Source organism: Rhizobium skierniewicense Ch11, assembly GCF_023757665.1.
GTDB lineage: Bacteria > Pseudomonadota > Alphaproteobacteria > Rhizobiales > Rhizobiaceae > Agrobacterium > Agrobacterium skierniewicense.
Genome location: NZ_RXPG01000030.1, coordinates 454654 through 474671 on the forward strand (window position 1 = coordinate 454654; position 20018 = coordinate 474671).

At 56.3% G+C, this 20018-nt stretch carries 16 protein-coding genes; 12 read left to right on the plus strand and 4 right to left on the minus strand.

The features are described 5' to 3' along the window. The 4 genes from EKM04_RS21980 (at nucleotide 1) to EKM04_RS21995 (ending at nucleotide 4976) form a co-directional block, all read left to right on the plus strand. Complete coding sequence (locus EKM04_RS21980; RefSeq protein ID WP_183893541.1) at nucleotides 1-906, plus strand: branched-chain amino acid ABC transporter permease; 906 nt, start codon at nucleotides 1-3, stop codon at nucleotides 904-906. A 4-nt stretch (nucleotides 907-910) separates the two neighbouring features. Continuing rightward, nucleotides 911-1993 (plus strand): branched-chain amino acid ABC transporter permease, encoded by a 1083-nt coding sequence (locus EKM04_RS21985; protein ID WP_183893543.1) that lies wholly within the window; start codon nucleotides 911-913, stop codon nucleotides 1991-1993. Between the two features lie 40 nt (nucleotides 1994-2033). After that, a complete protein-coding gene (locus EKM04_RS21990; protein WP_183893545.1) occupies nucleotides 2034-3227 on the plus strand; it encodes an ABC transporter substrate-binding protein in 1194 nt (397 codons plus the stop codon). Between the two features lie 96 nt (nucleotides 3228-3323). After that, the gene (locus EKM04_RS21995; protein WP_183893547.1) at nucleotides 3324-4976 is read left to right on the plus strand and encodes an NTP transferase domain-containing protein; all 1653 of its coding nucleotides are present in this window, start codon (nucleotides 3324-3326) and stop codon (nucleotides 4974-4976) included. Here EKM04_RS21995 and EKM04_RS22000 read toward each other — a convergent pair. After that, nucleotides 4968-5663: an XdhC family protein gene (locus EKM04_RS22000; RefSeq protein ID WP_183893549.1), complete on the minus strand. Its 696-nt coding sequence runs from the start codon at nucleotides 5661-5663 to the stop codon at nucleotides 4968-4970. The two genes, EKM04_RS21995 and EKM04_RS22000, sit on opposite strands and share 9 nt — an antisense overlap. After that, nucleotides 5663-5998, minus strand: coding sequence for an XdhC family protein (locus EKM04_RS22005; protein WP_183893551.1), 336 nt, complete (start codon nucleotides 5996-5998; stop codon nucleotides 5663-5665). The genes EKM04_RS22000 and EKM04_RS22005 overlap by 1 nt, the downstream gene beginning before the upstream one ends. A 245-nt stretch (nucleotides 5999-6243) precedes the next feature. Here EKM04_RS22005 and paoA point away from each other — a divergent pair, with 245 nt between their 5' ends. Genes paoA through paoC form a run of 3 tightly spaced genes read left to right on the plus strand, consistent with a single transcriptional unit; the run spans nucleotide 6244 to nucleotide 9989 of the window. Beyond that, complete coding sequence (gene paoA, locus EKM04_RS22010; RefSeq protein ID WP_183893779.1) at nucleotides 6244-6840, plus strand: aldehyde dehydrogenase iron-sulfur subunit PaoA; 597 nt, start codon at nucleotides 6244-6246, stop codon at nucleotides 6838-6840. Further along, nucleotides 6837-7787: an FAD binding domain-containing protein gene (locus EKM04_RS22015; protein ID WP_183893553.1), complete on the plus strand. Its 951-nt coding sequence runs from the start codon at nucleotides 6837-6839 to the stop codon at nucleotides 7785-7787. The genes paoA and EKM04_RS22015 overlap by 4 nt, the downstream gene beginning before the upstream one ends. 3 nt (nucleotides 7788-7790) lie before the next feature. Beyond that, on the plus strand, nucleotides 7791-9989 hold the full coding sequence (paoC, locus tag EKM04_RS22020; protein WP_183893555.1) for an aldehyde oxidoreductase molybdenum-binding subunit PaoC: 2199 nt from the start codon (nucleotides 7791-7793) through the stop codon (nucleotides 9987-9989). Between the two features lie 78 nt (nucleotides 9990-10067). On the opposite strand, the gene EKM04_RS22025 is transcribed toward paoC, so the two are convergent. Next, nucleotides 10068-11834, minus strand: coding sequence for an SLC13 family permease (locus EKM04_RS22025; RefSeq protein WP_183893557.1), 1767 nt, complete (start codon nucleotides 11832-11834; stop codon nucleotides 10068-10070). A gap of 518 nt (nucleotides 11835-12352) precedes the next feature. Between EKM04_RS22025 and EKM04_RS22030 the strand changes: the two genes are divergently transcribed. After that, nucleotides 12353-14119 (plus strand): sensor domain-containing phosphodiesterase, encoded by a 1767-nt coding sequence (locus EKM04_RS22030; protein ID WP_183893559.1) that lies wholly within the window; start codon nucleotides 12353-12355, stop codon nucleotides 14117-14119. Nucleotides 14120-14184: 65 nt separating this feature from the next. Continuing rightward, entirely contained in the window at nucleotides 14185-15165 is a 981-nt protein-coding gene (locus EKM04_RS22035; protein ID WP_183893561.1) for a sensor domain-containing diguanylate cyclase, read from the plus strand. A 5-nt stretch (nucleotides 15166-15170) separates the two neighbouring features. On the opposite strand, the gene EKM04_RS22040 is transcribed toward EKM04_RS22035, so the two are convergent. Then, nucleotides 15171-15719: an RbsD/FucU family protein gene (locus tag EKM04_RS22040; protein ID WP_234910842.1), complete on the minus strand. Its 549-nt coding sequence runs from the start codon at nucleotides 15717-15719 to the stop codon at nucleotides 15171-15173. Nucleotides 15720-15967: 248 nt separating this feature from the next. Here EKM04_RS22040 and EKM04_RS22045 point away from each other — a divergent pair, with 248 nt between their 5' ends. From EKM04_RS22045 to EKM04_RS22055, 3 genes are all read left to right on the plus strand, one after another. Further along, nucleotides 15968-17029 (plus strand): ABC transporter ATP-binding protein, encoded by a 1062-nt coding sequence (locus EKM04_RS22045; protein WP_183893563.1) that lies wholly within the window; start codon nucleotides 15968-15970, stop codon nucleotides 17027-17029. A 60-nt stretch (nucleotides 17030-17089) separates the two neighbouring features. Beyond that, a complete protein-coding gene (locus tag EKM04_RS22050; RefSeq protein ID WP_183893564.1) occupies nucleotides 17090-18751 on the plus strand; it encodes a type 2 periplasmic-binding domain-containing protein in 1662 nt (553 codons plus the stop codon). Nucleotides 18752-18839: 88 nt separating this feature from the next. Further along, entirely contained in the window at nucleotides 18840-19949 is a 1110-nt protein-coding gene (locus tag EKM04_RS22055) for a carbohydrate ABC transporter permease (RefSeq protein WP_183893566.1), read from the plus strand. Nucleotides 19950-20018: the final 69 nt, after the last annotated feature.

Here is a 20018-nt window from a genome sequence, read left to right on the forward strand (position 1 = left end):
ATGTTACAGATCGTCTTCGACTCGCTGTCTCTCGGTTCGCTCTATGCACTCGGCGCACTCGGCATCGCGCTGATCTTCGGCGTCATGCGGCTGGTGAACTTCGCGCATGGCGATGTCATCGCCTTTTGTATCTTTGCGCTGTTATGGCCCTCGACGGATGCCATGGCTATCGTCTTTGCCGGTCAACTGCCTTGGTATCTGCTGGTGCCGCTGGTGTTGATAACGGGGGCTGGGCTTTCGGTCCTGTGTGAGATCGTTGTGTTCCGCCGATTCAGGCGTGCCAATCCGGCTACCATGATGATTGCGTCTTTCGCACTCGGCTTCGTCATACGCTACTTCCTGCTGATGCTGTTTACCAGCCGGCCGAAATCCATCTCGCTGTTGCCGATGCTGTCACAGCCGGTGGAGATTTTCGGCGCGCGGCTACCGCTGTTGCAATTGATCACCATCCTCGCGACGGTCCTGATCCTGATTGGCCTGTCGCTCTTCCTGCGGCGGACCCGGTTCGGGCTGGAAATGCGTGCTGCGGCGGAAAACTTTTCCATGGCCCGCATGCTGGGTGTTCGCGCCAACCGCGTCATCATGGGTGCCTTTGCACTTTCAGGCGCGCTGGCCGGTGCCATCGCCCTGATCTTCGGCAGCCAGACGGGCACCGCCGATATCCAGATGGGTGCATCTATTATGCTGATGGCCTTCATCGCGACTGTGATCGGTGGTCTCGGCAGTCTGGCCGGAGCAGTGCTTGCAGGCTTTTTGCTGGGTGCTGCGTCTGTCATCATGCAGGTCGTTCTGCCGGTGGATGCGCGCCCGTTTCGCGATGCCTTTGTTTATGGGGCGGTCATTCTCGTCCTGTTGTTCCGCCCGCAAGGCCTGATCGCCGCGCGCGGCACCAAGGAAAGGGTCTGACGCCATGACGATCGCAACCACACAAGACCTTCCCGCAGCATTGGCAGCTCCGAAAAAACCAGCGCCTTTCACACTTGCGCGCCGCACCATCATGACGCCGATCCTGTTGTCACTTCTGCTCCTGGCAATCGCGGTGCTGACGGTGATGACCGGTTCCAAGCCGTTCAACCAAGCCGTCATCGATGTCTTCGTCCGCGTCACACTGGTCGTTGGGCTCTACATCTTCATCGGAAACTCGGGCGTTCTGAGCTTCGGCCATATCGGCTTTACCTGCCTCGGGGCCTATGCGGCGGCGTGGCTGACCATCAATCCGATCATGAAGAAAAGCGCGCTTCCCGGGCTGCCGCAATGGTTGCTGGATACACGACTGCCCTATTGGGAAGCGGCCATATTGGCAGCACTCTTTGCCGGCATCGTGGCGCTTGTCTTCGGCAAGGTGTTGATGCGGCTTTCCGGCATCGCTGCATCGATTGCGACATTTGCCGTGCTGGCCATGATCAACACAGTCTATTCCAATTGGGAAGATGTGACCGGCGCAACGTCTTCCGTGGTCGGCATCCCCATCGTCAGAACCATATGGCCCTATGTCGGCGCTGCCGTCATCGCCATTTTCATCGCTTGGGCGCATGCCATCTCCCGGTCCGGTCTGGCATTGCGCGCCGCGCGTGATGAGCCGACGGCTGCCGCCGCATCGGGCGTGGATATCCCAAAGGAGCGTCTTGTCGCCTTCACCATATCAGGTACGGTCATGGGGCTGGGTGGCGCGTTGATGGCACATTCCATCGGTGTCGTCACGCCCGATACCTTCTATCTCGGCCTCACTTTCATCACGCTGTCGATGCTGGTCGTCGGTGGCATGAGCAGTCTGTCGGGTGCTGTGATCGGTGTGGTTCTTCTCTCAGCCCTCATTCAGGCACTCCGCATGCTTGAGGCCGGGGTTCCCATCGGGGCAACAACCTTTGCCCTTCCCAAAGGGCTTCAGGAAATCGCCCTCGGTGTCATCATGATCGTGATCCTTGCGCTCCGTCCTGCCGGATTGATCGGCAATCGCGAGATCACCTTGTTTCGTCGCAGTCAAAACAAATAGCCGGCGGAGAGGAAACCGCACGGCAATAAAGGAGAACGGAATGGCTTACATGACGAGAATGCTGTCTGCGGTTCTGGCAACCGCCATGACGACCTTACCGGCTTGGGCAGACGACGATAAAATCGTCGTCGGCTTTGCCACCGGTGCTTCCGGTTTCATGGAAGCCTATGACAAACCGGCGCAGGATGCGGCGATGATCCGCATCGACGAGATCAACGCGGCTGGCGGCCTGCTCGGCAAGAAGATCGAGGTCGTCAGTGCCGATACGAAGTCCGACCGTGCGGAAGGTGCCAAAGCCGGTCTGTCGGTCATCGATCAGGGCGCCGACCTGGTCGTCGTATCGTGCGACTACGACTTCGGTGCCCCGGCAGCGCTGGCGGCTGAAGATGCGGGACTGGTCTCGTTCTTCCTCTGTGCAGAATCCGTGAAAGCGGGCATTCAGGGCGTCGGCCCACACAGTTTCTCCGCTTCTGTGCTGGCTGCCGTACAGGGTGCGACGATGGCGGAATGGGCTTTCAACGAGAAGAAGGCCAAGACCTATTACCGCCTGCTCGATACCTGGACCGAATATAACAAAGGCATTTGCGACGGCTTCGACTGGATGATGCCGAAGCTTGAGGCCAAGGGTGCGAAGCTCGTCGGCAAAGACACCTTCAAGAACGAGGATGCGTCCATCGCTGCGCAGATTTCCCGCATCAAGGCGCTGCCGCAGGAGCCGGATGCGATCATGCTGTGCACGATGATGCCCGGTGCGGTCTCGGCCATCAAGCAAATCCGTGCTGCCGGTATCAACTCGATGATCCTCAATGGTTCCGGCGTGGACGGAAGCTATTGGCTGTCGGCCGTGCCCGACCTGTCCAACTTCTTTACGCCTGTTCAGGGCTCAATCTATGGCGACGATCCGAACCCGGCCGTCCAGACCTTCAATGCCGCCTACAAGAAGAAGACAGGCTCTGACCCATCGAGCCAATATGTCTATCCTGGTTACTCCATGATCGACGTCTGGGCGAAGGCAGTGGAGCGGGCAAAAACCACGGAAGCCAGTGCAGTCGTTGCGGAGCTGGAAAAGATGAAGGACGAACCCACACTCTTTGGCCCAAGGACCTTCACCGCGGAACTCCACCATCAAAACCAGGCTCGTTACCTCATCGTGGAAACGAAAAACGGAAAACCCGGTGTCGTCGGCAACTGGACGATATCTGAACCCATTCCCCTGGACGCCCTCGTCAAGTAAAGCGACCTTTCACCCGTTGCGCCATGCATCCAATCAGGATGCATGGCGTTTGCATGTCTCAAATCGCGCGGGCTGACGCGTCATGGGGCAATACACATGAAATTCGGGCAATTTCCCATTGATGATGCGACGGGTTTTTTGCTCGCCCATTCCCTGCGGTTTTCCGGTGTCGATCTGTCCAAGGGGCACGTTCTCAAGCGGTCCGATTTGCAGCGTTTGAAAGCGGCTGGATTAAAAACCGTAACGGCTGCCCGCCTCGAGAGCGACGACCTGAGTGAAGATGATGCAGCCAGCATGCTGGCTGTCGCTGCGAGCGCGGACAGCTTGAGGTTTTCGGAAGCCAGAACCGGTCGGGTCAATGTCTACTCGACGGTCAAAGGCGTGTTCGTTGCAAACAAAGCCGTCATCGACTGTTTCAACAGCATTGATCCTGCCATCACCGTTGCCTGTCTGGCAGACCACTCGAGAGTGAATGCTGATGACCTTGTCGCGACGTTTAAGATCATCCCACTTGCTGTTCCAAGGTCGAAGATCGAGGCGGCCTGTTCCGTGATGAAGGAACAGACCGCATTTTGTGTGCGACCATTCAAACGCTTCGCCGTCAGTCTGATTGCCACCGAATTGCCGAGACTAAAGCCTTCTGTCATGGACAAGACAGCCCGGATCCTGGCCAGACGTCTTGCCGTTTGTGGCAACTCCCTACAGCGGGAGAGTCGCACAACGCATGAAACGCAGGCACTTTCAGAAGCGCTTAGAGAGGTTTCAGCCCTGCAAGACGATGCCCCGAAATTGATCGTCGTTTTTGGTGCGTCTGCTGTCATCGATGAAGGCGACGTTATTCCGCAGGCCATCCGGGAGGCTGGGGGCACCGTTTTACGGGTTGGAATGCCCGTCGATCCGGGAAATCTTCTGGTTTTGGGCCTTATCGGTGAAACCCATGTCATAGGAGCGCCGGGATGTGCGCGCAGCCCGATGGAAAATGGGTTCGACTGGATCCTGGAGCGTGTTTTGACAGGTGAAAAGCCTGATGGTGGCATGATAGCAGGCTTGGGTGTCGGCGGCCTATTGAAAGAAATTCGCTCACGGCCGATGCCGCGAGATAACGTTTCAGAAAGGCAAGACCAGATGTCTGTCGCAATCGTTCTTCTCGCAGCCGGAATGTCGAGCCGCATGGGTAGCAGCGGTCTTCACAAGTTGCTGGCCGAATTCGATGGGATTCCACTTCTGCGTCGGACTGCCACCGTCGCAGTTGGTAGCAAGGCGTCATCGGTTGCCCTAGTCCTCGGCCACAGAGCAGACGACCTGATAAACGTCCTGTCGGGCCTGAAGCTGTCAACGATCATCAACCCGGATTACGCATCGGGCATGGCGAGCTCCCTCGCGACGGGGTTCGCCACGCAGGAGGCGCGCAATGCCGACGGTATCATGGTTATGCTGGCGGATATGCCGGACCTCTCTAGCGTGCATCTCGATCAACTTATCGATGCTTTCGACGCATCGGGAGCCACCGCAATCGTCCGGGCCGTTTTTGACGGCAAACCCGGTAATCCAGTTATCCTGCCGCGCTCCCTGCATGACGCCATCCTGCGTCTGGAAGGTGATGTCGGTGCCCGACATCTGATCGAGACGTCAGGCCTGCCGATCATCAACGTCGAGATCGGTTCCGCAGCGCAAGTGGATGTCGACACGCCCCAAGCCGTGGAAGCCGCTGGGGGTGTTCTGGTCGAGAGCTTAAACCATCTACCTTGATAGGCTCGGCTTTCCAGAGCGCAGTGTGCTGATGATTTCTGCGAGGATAGCGACAGCAATTTCAGCGGGGGTGGCCGCACCGATATCAAGTCCGATAGGTGCGGCGATGCGAGAAAGCTCCGCCTCGGTCAATCCCTGGTCCTTCAACCGTGCCAGCCTCGCCTGGTGGGTTTTGCGGCTCCCCAGCGCGCCGACGTAAAAACAACCGGTTCGGAGCGCTTCGGCGAGCGGAAAGTCATCGATCTTCGGATCATGTGTCACGGCAACAAGCGCCGTATGCGGATCCAGCGGACGGTTCTTCAAGACGTCCTCCGGCCAATCGGCCGTTAAATCCATCTGTGCAAAGCGTTCAGTGGTGGCGAACGCGGTCCGCGGATCAATGATGCAGACATCAAAACCGGTCAGATGCGCCATCTGTGCGAGTGCCTGTGTGATATGGACCGCCCCGATGATGACAATCCGCGTCGCCGGGACATAGACATTCACGAAATAGGAGGTGTCTTCGACGGTGACGCTAGCAGACTTTCCGGATTGAAGCGCAGCTGTGATGGCTTGGCCAAGAACACCCTCGACAGCCTCGCCATCGGCTACAACACGACTGCTGCCAGTATCGAGATTGGTAATCGTCGCTGCCGCGATACGGTCTGAACGGTAGCGGTTCAGCGTTTGAAGGCTGATCAGATCCATCAGTGCACTTTCTCGACAAAGACGCGAATGCGTCCTCCGCAGGACAGGCCCACGGCCCATGCCGTCTCATCGGCAACGCCGAATTCAAGCATTTCCGACGTCCCGTTGCCGATGACATCAATCGCCGCGGCGATCACCGAGCCTTCAACGCAGCCACCCGAAACCGAGCCTTCGAAATTGCCTTCGGCATCGATGACGAGATGACTGCCGGGAGGTCTGGGTGCCGAGCCCCATGTCTCGATGACGGTCGCTATCGCGACCTCACGGCCGCGTTTTTTCCAGCGTTCGGCCACATCGAGCGGATCGCCATGCCCATGGTCGTCTTCAGTCCTCATCACAGTCTCCAGATATTCAGTGTCTACGCATACCGACGCGATAGCGGTAAGCGCCGCAGCAAACACTGGGACTTTACGCTTATCATCATGTTGCACAAGCGCGTGCATCTCTTCATTGGCTGGAAATAGCTGCAAAACCGACTGTGCGTCGCGTGCCAGGACTTGAACAAGGACACCCGTTACGAGGACATGTGGCTGTGCAACCAGTAGGCTATTAAAAAATCACGGGAACTTTTTGAGTTGAACTGACTTACCAAGTTGTCGCGGTGAATGCGGCAGCGGGTGTCGCCGGAAGCGCGGTGGCGCATATTCCGGGGAGCCAAATGGAACATTCTTCTCAAGTCAGACTCAACGTAAATGGTGAGAGCCACGTGCTCGACTTAGATAATAGAACGACGTTGCTGGACGCTTTGCGCGAACATCTTCATCTCAATGGAACGAAAAAAGGATGTGACCATGGCCAATGTGGTGCCTGCACGGTCATGGTCGGTGGTGAACGGATAAACTCGTGTCTTTCGTTGGCAGTCATGCATCATGGCGACGAGGTCGTGACGATCGAAGGGCTGGGCGAGCCCGGCAATCTCCACCCGATGCAGGCAGCCTTTATCAAGCATGACGGGTTCCAGTGCGGCTATTGCACGCCGGGGCAGATCTGTTCCTCCGTGGCGGTGCTTGAGGAGATAAAAGCGAATATCCCCAGCCACGTCACGAGCGATCTGACCACTCCGGTCCAACTGACAGCCGACGAAGTGCGTGAGCGCATGAGCGGCAACATCTGTCGATGCGGCGCTTACGCCAACATCATTGATGCCATTTCGGACGTGGGGGGTGTCAGAGCATGAAGGCCTTTACCTACGAGCGCGCAACGTCAATCGAAACAGCGGTGAAGTCTGCCGCTTCCAATCCCGATGCAAAATTTATCGCTGGTGGAACGAATCTTCTCGATCTGATGAAACTCGAGATCGAAACACCAACCCATTTGATCGACGTTAATGGTCTGGGGCTTGATGCAATCGAAGCGACGCCGGAAGGCGGCTTGCGCATTGGCGCAATGGTGCGCAATACAGAGTTGGCTTCCCACGCTGTCGTGCGCCGTGATTATGGGCTCGTATCCCGCGCTCTCGTGGCCGGTGCTTCCGGCCAGCTTCGAAACAAGGCGACAACTGCAGGCAACCTGCTGCAGCGGACCCGCTGTCCCTACTTCTATGACCCCAACCAGCCCTGTAACAAGCGCAGCCCCGGTAGCGGCTGTTCCGCCATCGCTGGCTTTAGCCGGCAGCACGCGGTGGTGGGTGTCAGCGATGCCTGTATCGCGACCCATCCGAGTGATATGGCAATTGCCATGCGGGCGTTGGATGCGACTGTGGAAACGGTCAAGCCTGATGGCACCAAACGCGCCATACCCATCGAAGAGCTCCATCGCTTGCCCGGTGATACGCCGCATATCGAAACGACGCTTGAAGCAGGAGAATTCATTACTTCGGTGGTTTTGCCGGCACCTGTGGGCGGAAAACAAATTTATCGCAAAGTCAGAGACAGGGCATCATACGCGTTTGCCTTGATTTCTGTCGGAGCCGTGATTCACGAAAATGGAACGGGCCGGGTCGCCGTTGGTGGCGTTGCCCACAAACCCTGGCGTGTCGAAACGGCCGAAGCCGAGCTTACCAACGGCGCCCGTAAAACGGCCCGCGCAATTCTCGCCGACGCACGTCCTACAGAACAGAACCGCTTCAAGGTCGATCTCGTTGAGCGTACGCTCGGCGCTGTCCTCTCCGAAGCAAGGGGTTGAGCCATGAAATTCGATACACCAGCCACCACCAATCCCATTGATCGACTCAAGGTCGTCGGCAAGCCCATCCACCGTATCGACGGTCAGCTCAAGACGACAGGGCGGGCGACTTACGCTTATGAGTGGCACGACCCCGACCTGCATTATGCGTATGGCTATCCCGTTGGCTCGGCCATCGCGAAAGGCCGCATCACGGCGATGGATGTCGATGCTGCAAAAAAAGCTCCCGGCGTCCTGGCGGTTGTCACCACGCTAGACGTTGGCAAGCTTGAGAAGGGTGAGTTCAATACGGCAAATCTGTTCGGCGGCGATGAGATCCAGCATTACCATCAGGCTATTGCTGTTGTTGTTGCTGAAACTTTTGAACAGGCGCGCGCCGCTGCATCTCTCGTCAAGGTCGATTACATCGAGGAAAAAGGCGCTTTCGATCTCCATGCCGAAAAGGATTCGGCGAAAAAACCGGACGAAAAGCAAAAGCCGGACACTGCCATTGGTGACTTTGATGTCGCATTTCGGGCGGCACCCGTAACGCTGGACCAGTCCTACACAACACCGGATCAATCCCACGCCATGATGGAGCCGCATGCGTCCATCGCCTCCTGGGACGATGGCAAACTGTCCATTTGGTCTTCCAGCCAAATGATTGACTGGTGGCGTACGGATCTCGCGACGACGCTTGGTATCGACAAGGACAAAATTCAGCTGAGGTCACCCTATATTGGAGGTGGTTTCGGCGGAAAGCTGTTCCTGCGCGTCGATGCCGTTCTCGCGTCATTCGGCGCGAAAGAAGCGAAGCGTGCTGTGAAAGTGGCGCTGCCGCGCCCCTTCATCATCAACAATGGAACGCATAGGCCGGCCACCATTCAGCGCATTCGCATCGGTACAGATACGGAGGGGAAGATCACCGCCATCGGACACGAGAGCTGGTCAGGCGATCAACCCGAGGGTCAACTTGAAGTCGCGGTGAACCAGACTCGCTTGCTGTATGCAGGCAAGAACAGAATGACAGCGATGCGGCTGGCCGAATTGAACCTTCCAGAAGGCAACGCCATGCGCGCGCCCGGTGAAGCACCCGGCCTGATGGCACTTGAGATTGCGATTGACGAGATTGCGGAAAAGGCGGGTGTGGATCCCATCGAGTTCCGTATCATCAATGACACGCAGGTTGACCCGGAAAAACCAGAGCGCCCTTTCTCTCATCGAGACCTCATCGGCTGCCTGACTGTCGGCAAGGACCGCTTCGGGTGGAGCAACCGTCCTGACGTTGCCACCCGCCGAGATGGGAAATGGCTTGTCGGTATGGGGGTCGCTGCAGCGTTTCGCGACAATCTCGTTGTTCCCTCCGGTGCGCGTGTGACGCTCGATAACAGCGGAAAAATCACCGTAGAGACCGATATGACCGATATCGGCACGGGGAGCTATACGATCATTGCGCAGACAGCGGCTGAAATGATGGGACTCTCCGTCGACCAGATCGACGTCAAACTGGGCGACTCCGCCTTTCCTGTCTCGGCCGGTTCTGGCGGACAGTTTGGTGCAAACTCCTCGACATCTGGGGTTTATGCTGCCTGTGTGAAACTCCGCGAGGAAATCGCCAAAAAACTTGGCTTCAACTCGCAGGACGCTGTGTTCGAGGGCGGCGCAGTCATATCGGGCAACCGCACTGTACCGCTTGCGGAAGCTGCTGGACCGGATGGTTTGGTGGGCGAAGACAAGATGGAGTGGGGCGATCTGACGGAAACACACCAGCAATCCACCTTCGGCGCACATTTCGTCGAAGTTGGCGTCGATATCGCGACGGGTGAGACCCGCATTCGTCGCATGCTGGCGGTCTGTGCCGCAGGACGTATCCTCAACCCTATCACCGCACGGAGCCAGGTTATCGGTGCCATGACAATGGGCGCTGGCGGTGCATTGTCCGAAGAACTTGCGGTCGATACAACGCGTGGTTTTTTCGTCAACCACGATCTGGCGGGCTACGAAGTCCCCGTCCACGCCGACATCCCAGCGCAGGAGGTCATTTTTCTCGATGAGACCGACCCGATGTCGTCTCCTATGAAGGCCAAGGGTGTGGGAGAACTTGGCCTCTGTGGCGTATCTGCTGCGATAGCAAATGCGGTTTACAACGCCACCGGTATTCGCGTCAGAGACTATCCTGTCACGCTTGACAAGCTTCTGAGCGGATTGCCTGAACTGGCGTAATTGCTGACAGTTTGCATCAGACCGAGAGAGCCGTGTGAAGCCTTAGCTCCACACGGTTTTTTGCAATCGTACAGCGGGCTAAATTGGCCATACCATGAGTAGTATGGGAACGCTGACAATCAATACGATGAACGACAAGGGCAGGCCGAGACGCGCGTAGTCTCCGAACCGGTACCCGCCTGGTCCCATGACGAGCGTGTTGCACTGGTGTCCAATCGGGGTCAGGAAGTCGCAACCTGCCCCAATCGCCACGGCCATCAAAAATGCGTCCGGTTGAAAGCCGAGCTTGCCAGCAAAGGTCGCCGCAATAGGCGCCATGACCAGCACTGTGGCCGCATTGTTGAGGAACGGCGTCACCGCCATGGCAGCCACCATGATCAGCGCCAGCGCGCCGTAAGGCGGCAACATTTCAGCAGTGCGCGATAGCAAGTTGGCGATGATGTCGGTTGTGCCGGTCGTTCGCAGCGAATCGCTGACCGGGATCAGTGCCGCCAGCATAATCAGAATGGGGGCGTCGAGATGGTGGTAAACTTCGCGCAATGGCGAGGCGCCGGTGACCACCATGAGAAACGCGGCCGCGAAGAACGCTGCAGCGACCGGTACGCCACCGAATGCCGTTGCTGCTATGGTAACGGCGAGAATAGCGACCGGAAGCAATGCGTTACGCGTACTGCCAAGCTTGAGATTCCGCTCGACAAGGGGAAGACATCCCCATTCTCTCAGAAGATCGGGAAGAGTTTGCAGGTCGCCTTGCAGCACGAGAATGTCACCATTGCGGATCTTTATTTCTCCCAGCCGTTCGCTGAAGCGCTTATCCCGCCGGCTGACGGCAAGCAGGTTGAGGCCGGTGCTGTCAAACAGCGCAACGTCCTTTGCACTCAGCCCCACCAGACGCGAATGCTCGCCAACGATGGCCTCGACTGCGCTGATGTCTCTGGAGCTCGAGGGCTCATATTTGCGGTCCGATAGTTGCAGCTTCGCCTCGCTGACGAGTTTGTCGAGGGCGCCTTGCTCCCCTTCAATGATCAGAAGGTCACCATCTTTCAAAATGGTATCGGGCAGGGGTGTTCGCTTTTTTCCAAGCGGGCTGACAATGGCCGTGACCATTGCATCACCGCCACCCGGCTTTTGGAGCCAACTGATAGATTGGCCAATGGCGGTCGATGTGGACGTGATCTTGGCTTCGGTCGTGTAGTTCTTGATCTTGACAGCATCATCCATCGAGGCTTTGTCGCGGGTTCGCTCCGGTAGCAATTTGTAGAAAAAGCCAAGGAAAACGACTCCTGCGACCACGAGTGCCAGTCCTACCGGTGTGTAGTCGAACATGGTGAAAGGCTGGCCCGTAATTTCTTCCCGCACGCGGGAGACGATGATGTTGGGAGAAGTTCCGATCTGCGTCATCAGTCCGCCGAGCAGCGATGCAAAGGACATCGGCATCAGGAACATGGATGGTGATACGCTCGACTTTCGTGCCATCTGAATGGCTACGGGAATCATGATTGCCAATGCGCCGATGTTCTTGATGAAGGCCGAGAGAACCGCGACGATCACCACCAGTATGATCAGTTGGGCGCGAGGGCCACGCCTTTCCGGGGAAAGACGACGCAATGCGACATCCATAACCCCGGATCTGGATATGGCGGCACTGACAATCAGCGCAGCACCGACGATGATGACGATATCGTCTGAAAACCCGGAAAAAGCTTCTTTCGCTGGAACAATACCGACGCATATAGCCGCGAGCAATGCGCCGACCGCAACCACATCGTATCTATATTTTCCCCAAAGGAAAGCGCCCATCATCAGCGCGATGATGAGAAGAGACAGCCATTGATTGGTGAGCATTTGAACATCCTGATGGCAATATCATAACGCATAACGGGGCAATCGGTGCCGTTTGGGAAATGTTTTTCGAATTATTTTGGAGAGCAGTATATCGTGCGATGGTGTGTGCCAACTATCTAAATTTCACGTGCCTGAATAATAATCAAATCATTGAAATTAAATTATTATCGTCAAAGGCTAACGATTATTATTTTCTTCAATAGTGTTGCATGCGGTAGGAGGGTACCCCTTGTCGATATGACATGGGGACAAAGTTCATAGCCGGGTTACCATTTTCGTAACTATGAAAAGAACTCCTGCGGAACGATTTATATGTAGTTCAATTATTGTGATGTAAAACAATGGCAATACGGAATTTCTTAAGAAGCATAGGCATGATGCCTTAAAACTGCCGGGTCGACCCGAGCCGCCATTTGGCGCGAGCTCCCCGGCATCGCTGCATCAAAAATGAAGAGACCCCTCAGTTAAGTGAAGCGCACGTGCAGGCCTGCACGATGGCTTTGCTATGGACACGACGAATGCACGATGAAATAGCCAGACTTGCCAGCCTCAAGAATTTACGTCTTCTCGATACGCTTCCAAGCGAAAACTTTGATCGGATAACGCGGCTCGCGGCGAATATTTTCGGCCTTCCGATCGCTGCGGTTTCCCTGACAGATACGCATCGCCAATGGTTCAAGTCAAAGGTGGGTGTCGACCACAATGAAATTCCACGTCACAAAGCGCCCTGTTCTGAGGTTGCCGAAAGCAGAAAACCTTTCGTTATCAATGATTTTCAAGATGACGACTGTTATGTAGACAGCACCCTTGGCAATGCTGGCATTCGCTTTTACGCCGGAGCGCCGCTTATAACTGCTGAGGGCTTTGGTCTCGGTGCATTGTGCGTTCTGGGAACTGAGCCGCGTGACATAACCTCGGACGAAATGGCGACGTTGGTCGACCTTGCGGCAATGGTCATGGATCAGGTGGAACTGACCCACGCACTGGGGCGCATAGAGCCGTCCAGCGGACTTCCGAATCGCTATCAGTTGCTCAACGATCTCTCGGACATGGTCGCGCGTGGCGATGTGAAGGAGCGGATCATCTGTCTGCTCGACCTGGCGCAGACCGAACAGTTCGAACACCTCTCGCGCGTGCTCGGCCCATCCTATTTCGATACGTCCATTCAGGCCGCCGTCAACATCTTGAGAGAGCATGTCGGGCCGGATGACGCTCCCTACCATGTCGGTCCCATGCAGTTTGCATTTTTCGCACAGGAAGGCGTGAACGTCGACGATTATACACTCCTGCTGGAGCAGAAGCTGCATGAACTGCAAGCCGACAGCGCCTTTCAGATGGCGATGACTCCATCGATCGGCATCGTTGTCTTCCATCCACAGAATACGTCGCCAGAAGATGTCTTGCGCTCGATGCAGAGCGCGGCGCAGGATGCGCGCGAAAGTGTCAGCAAAATTGGTTTGTTCTCACCCGCAATGGATTTGCGTCACCGCCGTAATTATAGAATTCTACAGGATTTCCGGGCAGCGTTGACATCCGATGACCAGTTGTCCCTCGTTTTCCAGCCGCGTATGGACGTGGAAACAGGTGAGGTCTTGAGCGCTGAAGCACTGCTGCGCTGGGACCACCCCGTGCTTGGCCCGATATCGCCGGTAGAGTTCATCCCAGTCATCGAGGTTTCATCCTGCGCGCGGAGCCTGACAGACTGGGTGTTGGACGAGGCTTTGTCGAATCTGTCCCAATGGCGGGCCCGTGGCATGCGCTTCAAGCTGTCGATCAATCTCTCGGCACTGAACCTCGAAGAGCAGGATTTCTTCGAAAGATTGATGACGAAGCTTGCAAAATACCAGGTGGATCCGGACCAGATCGAACTGGAATTGACTGAAACTGTCATGATGAAGGAAACCGAAGGCGCTTTCGGTCTGCTCGATCAATTGAAGGCGGCAGGCGTGCAACTCGCGATCGATGACTTCGGTACCGGCTACAGCAGTATTGCTTACCTCCAAAAACTGCCTGCGGATATCGTCAAGATCGATCGCTCGTTCGTGTCGGATATGATCAATGGCAATCGCGAACGCGTGCTGGTTCGCTCGATGATCGATCTCTCCCACAGCCTTGGCTACCGGGTCGTTGCCGAGGGTGTCGAAACGGTTGAGACTGCTGATTTGCTTCAGGCAATGGGGTGCGACGAAATCCAGGGTTACTGGTTGTCACGCCCCGTCAGAAGCGCCGCACTGGTAGAATGGTTGATGGAGCGCCAGCAGCCGAAAATTCTCCTGGCGTGTTGATATCCAAATCGAATCCTCGTTTCGAGAGAGCATTCCTCTCTTGAAATCCCTAAAAGGTCAGTGACATGAAAGATTTTTTCGCACGTATGGCGAAAGGCACGACCAGATTCGATGAGGACCTGATCGTCATCCTCGACACCTTGCCAATTCCGATTTCCTGGGCATCCATACCCGATGGCCATATCCGTTTCATGAACAAGGCTTTCACCCGGACGTTCGGATATCAGAACGGCTGCTTCATGACGGTCGATGATTGGATCGATGAAACCTACCTCGATGACGCCGAGCAAAAACAGGCGCGCATTCGCTGGGACACCCTCTGGAAGCGCAAATCGTCGGGTATCACTGAAATCCAGGAGTTTGAAGTCAACGTCAGACATGCCAATGGCTCCACCGTGTCGGCTTTGCACAGAGGCATTGTCCTGCACGAGTTCGATCTGGCTATTGCAGTTTTCGAAGACATTTCCGCGCAGAAACTCACGGAAAACGTGCTGAAACGCATTGCCAACGAAGATCCTTTGACGGGCCTTGGAAACCGGCGTGTCTTGAAAGACAAGTGGCTTGAGATCATCGCCAATACAGAAACATCGAGACGGCAGCCGATGACGGCGCTTCTGATGGTTGATCTCGACAATTTCAAGCCGATCAACGACCATTATGGTCATGAGGCCGGAGACGATATTCTGAAAATGGTGGCGACACGGCTTCGCCAGTCCGTTCGTCACAATGATACAATCGTGCGCATGGGTGGGGACGAATTCGTCATTCTCCTCCCAGGGCTGAGAGACCAAGGCGTGGCCGAGCGGGTGTGCCAAAGGATAGCGACGGCTTTTCAAAAGCCTTTTTGCGTGCGGGGAGAGAGCGTCGAGGTCGGCGCTACGATCGGTGCCAGCCTCTACCCGGATCACGGCGGCAATTTGGATCAACTCCTGCATGCCGCGGATCAGGCGCTTTATCGCATGAAGCGGAGCCAGAAAAACAGCTGGGACTGGTTTGATCCATCCGTTAGGCACACTGTTGCCAAACAGGACGCCGCACTGGCTTGATCTTGCTAACAGACGCCCTTTGTGAAGATGAAGCAGCCATAGGGCCCAGGATCGGACGTTCGTACGATGGCAAATGAACGCTTCGCTGCTTCGTAGAAATCAAAGCGCTCCAGCGCCTCAATCCGGATCGAACGTCCCTCTGCGCTATTGACGACGGTCTGCATCGCTGAAAAGATGGGCACCTGACCGTCCGGGTCGCCAACGACTTGCATACGCTTGACCGGTGCCTCAACGAATGTATCCAACGGGAAGAGCTTGAGGATTGCTTCGGCAGCTCGCTCGAGACCGCAGCCAGACACGTTGATGATGCGACCATGGGTCGTGTGTTTTGCGATGGTCTGGGCGGGGTGATTGATGTCGCACAGAACCAATTGGTCGCCGTGCCCCATCAACATCAGTACATATAGAAGTTCAGCATTGATAACCGGATCTATTCCTTTGAGCACGACCATTTCCTCCCTTAAAATCCGGCTGTGAACTTCACGACTTATGTCATATTTGTAATGTAGCAACGGATAGCTGTAAAGGCTGCGGGAAAATTTTTGAAATTTCAACAAATTCCTCAGTAGATTTAGCAGTAAATATGACATTTTAAGGCTGGGTCGTTGTGGATCGACAAATATTTCGCGTTATCCAAATCGGCCAATTTACAATCAATAAAATATGTGTGAAGTTTGCGCAACGGATGACATCCTCCCAAGGATAGCTCCGGCGGGTGCGGCTCTTCGCTGTACCCGCCGGCTGATCAGGGAGGGATGCGACGTCGCGAGGAGTGCGCGGCGCCGTGGGAGGAGAAAAACGTTTGGCATCGATGAACATCGTCAATGTCGGAAAAGCCTATGGTAGCCTGACGGTGATCCATGGCGTTTCCGTTGAAATACCGGACGGGGAATTCGTCGTTCTGGTGGGACCGTCCGGCTGCGGAAAGTCAACGCTGCTGCGCATGGTCGCCGGTCTCGAACCAATCACGTTTGGCGATATCCAGATTGACGGCAAAGTGGTCAACGACTTGCCGCCGAAGGACCGTGATATCGCGATGGTCTTTCAGAGTTACGCCCTTTATCCGCACAAGACCGTTGCGGAGAATATGGGGTTTGCGCTGAAAATGCGCGGCGAAGCCAAGGCAGATATCGACGCGAAGGTGCGCAAGGCAGCTGAGATCCTTGACCTCATACCCTATCTCAACCGCTATCCTCGCCAGCTTTCCGGTGGCCAGCGCCAGCGCGTGGCGATGGGGCGTGCCATTGTTCGTGACCCCAAGGTCTTTCTGTTCGACGAGCCGCTTTCCAACCTTGACGCCAAACTGCGTGTGCAGATGCGCGCGGAGATCAAGGAATTGCAGCGGCGGTTGGCCACGACGATGATTTACGTGACGCATGATCAGGTCGAGGCCATGACCATGGCGGATAGGATTGTCGTCTTGCGTGATGGCCGGGTCGAGCAGATCGGCTCACCTCTGACGCTTTACGACAAGCCCGCCAACACATTCGTGGCCGGTTTTATCGGGTCTCCATCTATGAACCTCATCAAGGGTCATATCCGGCATTCTCCGGAACCGTATTTCGAGGCGGAGGAGGGGATTCGATTGCCGCTTTTGCGCGTGCCGCCCGGATCCGACGGAAAGTCTGCGTTTTACGGTATCCGGCCTGAGCATTTCACGCTCGGCGGTTCCGTCGATGCGCAGGTGACGGTAGTAGAGTCAACCGGTTCGGAAACGCAGGTGTTTGCCAAGCTTGGACAGCAGAAGATCATCGGCGTGTTTCGCGACCGTGTGGAGGAGCCAGCAGGCGGCACGATTGCAATGACGCCGAACGCAGCGCTGGTTCATTTGTTCGATGGCGAAAGCGGGCTGCGGCTGGAGTAAAATCTTTTCGTCGCCTTGAGGAGAACGGCGACGATACCAAATCAACGGGAGGAGAACCGCATGAAAGTCAGTGATTTCGAAAGAATGATGGCGATAGGCCTGAGCCGCCGCGCTATCTTGAAAACCAGCGCAAGCCTTGGCGCAGTGGCCGCTGCGGGTAGCATGCTTGGTCCTATCGGCGCCGCTTACGCGCAGGACGCAAACCTTCGGACGCAAATTCTGCAGGTGCCAGGCGTGGGCAAGGGTTCGCCGACCGATGCCGACTGGCAAAAGGTTGGTGAGATGTGTCTCGAAGCCACCAAGAAGACCGTGAAGCAGGGCGAGTTTGCCGGTGTCGAGCTCTCCTTCATGGGTCTCAACAACCAGAACCTTCATAACGTCTTGTTCCGCGGCTTCCTCAAGCCTTGGGAAGATTATACCGGGGCCAAAATCACCTGGATCGACTTGGCACAGGCCGATTACAATCCGCGGCTTCAGCAGGCAATCGCGACGGGCACGGTTGATTTCGATCTGCTTGAAATGGGCGCGCCTTTCGAGGGCGATGTCTGCGGCAAGGGCCTGGCATCCGAAATGCCGGATTGGGTCAAGGCCCAGATCGACATGGATGATTACGTCGATTACCTGAAGGCGCCTGTAGGCACGTGGGACGGCAAGACCTATCGTGTGTCCGTCGATGGTGATTGCCATAACTTTAATTATCGCACCGACTATTTCACCGATGCCGATCTGGCCAAGGCCTGGAAGGATGAAGACCATGAGGGCGATTGGGGCGTTCCCAAGACCTGGCAGAAAGTTCAGGAAGTCACCAAGTTCCTCAAGGGCAAGACCGTCGGCGGCATGGACGCCATCGGCTATCTCGATTCGCCAAAGGCATGGGGCGGTTTCGGCTTCTACTTCCTCGGTAGCCGCGCCACGGCCTATGCCAAGCATCCTGACGACAAGGCCTGGCTGTTCGATACCGACACGATGAAGCCGCGTATCAACAATCCTGCCTGGGTTCGCGCCATTCAGGACGTGATGGATGCGCTGCCATCGGAAGCGGGCGATCAGCTGAACGCCGATCCCGGCACCGCCGCCTTCCAGCAGTTTCTGGCAGGAACCGGATCGATGGTCTCGTGGTGGGGTGATGTGGGTGCCGCCGCGCGCACCAGCGACACCTCCGTCATCGGGGAAACCATTGGATTTGATATTCTGCCAGGCTCTGACGATGTTTACAATTCCAAGACCGGCAAATGGGACAAGCTCGCAAGCGGTCCCAATTTCGCGCCGAACATGGCCTATCTCGGCTGGGGCGTTTACGTCATGGCACGGGTCGACAGCGACGAGAAAAAGAAGAAAGCGGCCTGGAGTGCGGCAGCGCATCTGGGCGGCAAGGACATCGCTCTGTGGACCGCCGCCTATCCATCCGGCTTCCAGTGCTATCGAAAGAGCCAGTTCGATATCAAGGAATGGGTAACGGCTGGCTATGACGAGGCGTTCATCTCGAACTACCTCGCTTCGCAGTCCAACTCCTACAACCACCCGAACGCTGCGATCGAGCCGCGAATTCCCGGCATTTTCCAATACTATAGCGTTGCGGAAGACGAATTGGCCAAAGTGTTTGCCGGTCAGGCAAGCGCGCAGGAAGGGGCGGATGCCATTGCGGCAGCCTGGGAGAAAGTCACAGACCAGCTTGGCCGCGAAAAGCAGATAGCGCTCTACAAGGCTTCACTGGGCGTTTGATGCCGTAACCTTCAGACTCAGGCGGCCCATATCGCGCCGCCTGAGCCATGCCCGCTTGAATACGGCTTTCCAGCCTTGAGGTTTGCCCATGTCGCATACGATCACGTCAACTCTGCAACCGGTGGAACAGACCCATGTTAAAACGAGCGCTGTCAGACGGGGCAAGCTTTTGCTTCTGGCGGCAACTGTTTTGCTTTTCGTCGTCTTTGCGTTACAGATTTTCGAGGCAGCGGGCCTCACCACGCTTGGTCTCGTCAGTTGGCGACCTCTGCTGTTTGCCTACATCATCTGGGCAACAGCGCTCTGCGCCGCGCAGATTCTGATCCGGGGGGAGGCGGGGCAAAAGGCGGCCTTCGTGCTGCCTGCTGTTCTTTTCACCGTCGCCATGGTAGTCTTCCCCACTGTTTTCGGCCTCTACATTGCTTTTACCGACTGGAATCTCAGTGCGGTTGCGGGGCGTCGTTTCAACGGCCTCGATAATCTGCGAACCCTGTTTGCGGATCGCTATTTCTGGAACGCACTATTGAACATGGTCTATTATGTTCTATCGGTGCTGGTCCAATATGCCATTGCCTTCGGTCTGGCATTGCTTCTCAACGCCGAGATCAAGGCGCGCAAATTTTTTCGCGTCGCCTTTCTGTTGCCACTGATGCTGAGCCCTGTCGCGGTCAGCTGGATGATCGGCAAGTCGTTGATGGAATACCGATTCGGTCCGGCTGCAACGCTCGCCCGCCATCTTGGCTGGGACAATCCGGCATTCTTTGCGACACCCTGGCTTGCGCGTTCCTCCATCATTGCAATGGATGCCTGGGTGTCCATTCCCTTCATGATGATCTTGCTGCTGGCAGGCCTTCAGGCGCTGCCTTCGGAAATCAAGGAGGCGGCGAAGGTGGACGGTGCCTCCGGCTGGCAGAGTTTCAAGGAAATCACCTTCCCGCTGATGCTGCCGGTCAGCATCACCGTCATCATCCTACGCATCATCTTCCAGTTGAAACTCGCCGATATCGTTATCAATGTCACCGCTGGCGGACCGGGCGGTGCAACGGACACCGTGTCCAGCTTCATCTTCCGTGAGTACCGCGATCGCTCCAATGTCGGCTATGGAACCATGCTGGCGGAGTTTTATCTGGTCATCATCATTATCTTCGTCGCGCTCATCCTCAAAGGAACGAGCCGGTGGATGCAGCGTGACAATTGAGGCTAAAACCATGGCGACTTCTGTTGAAACATCCACAAGACGACCAAGCCTGTGGTCACGCCGCCCGCA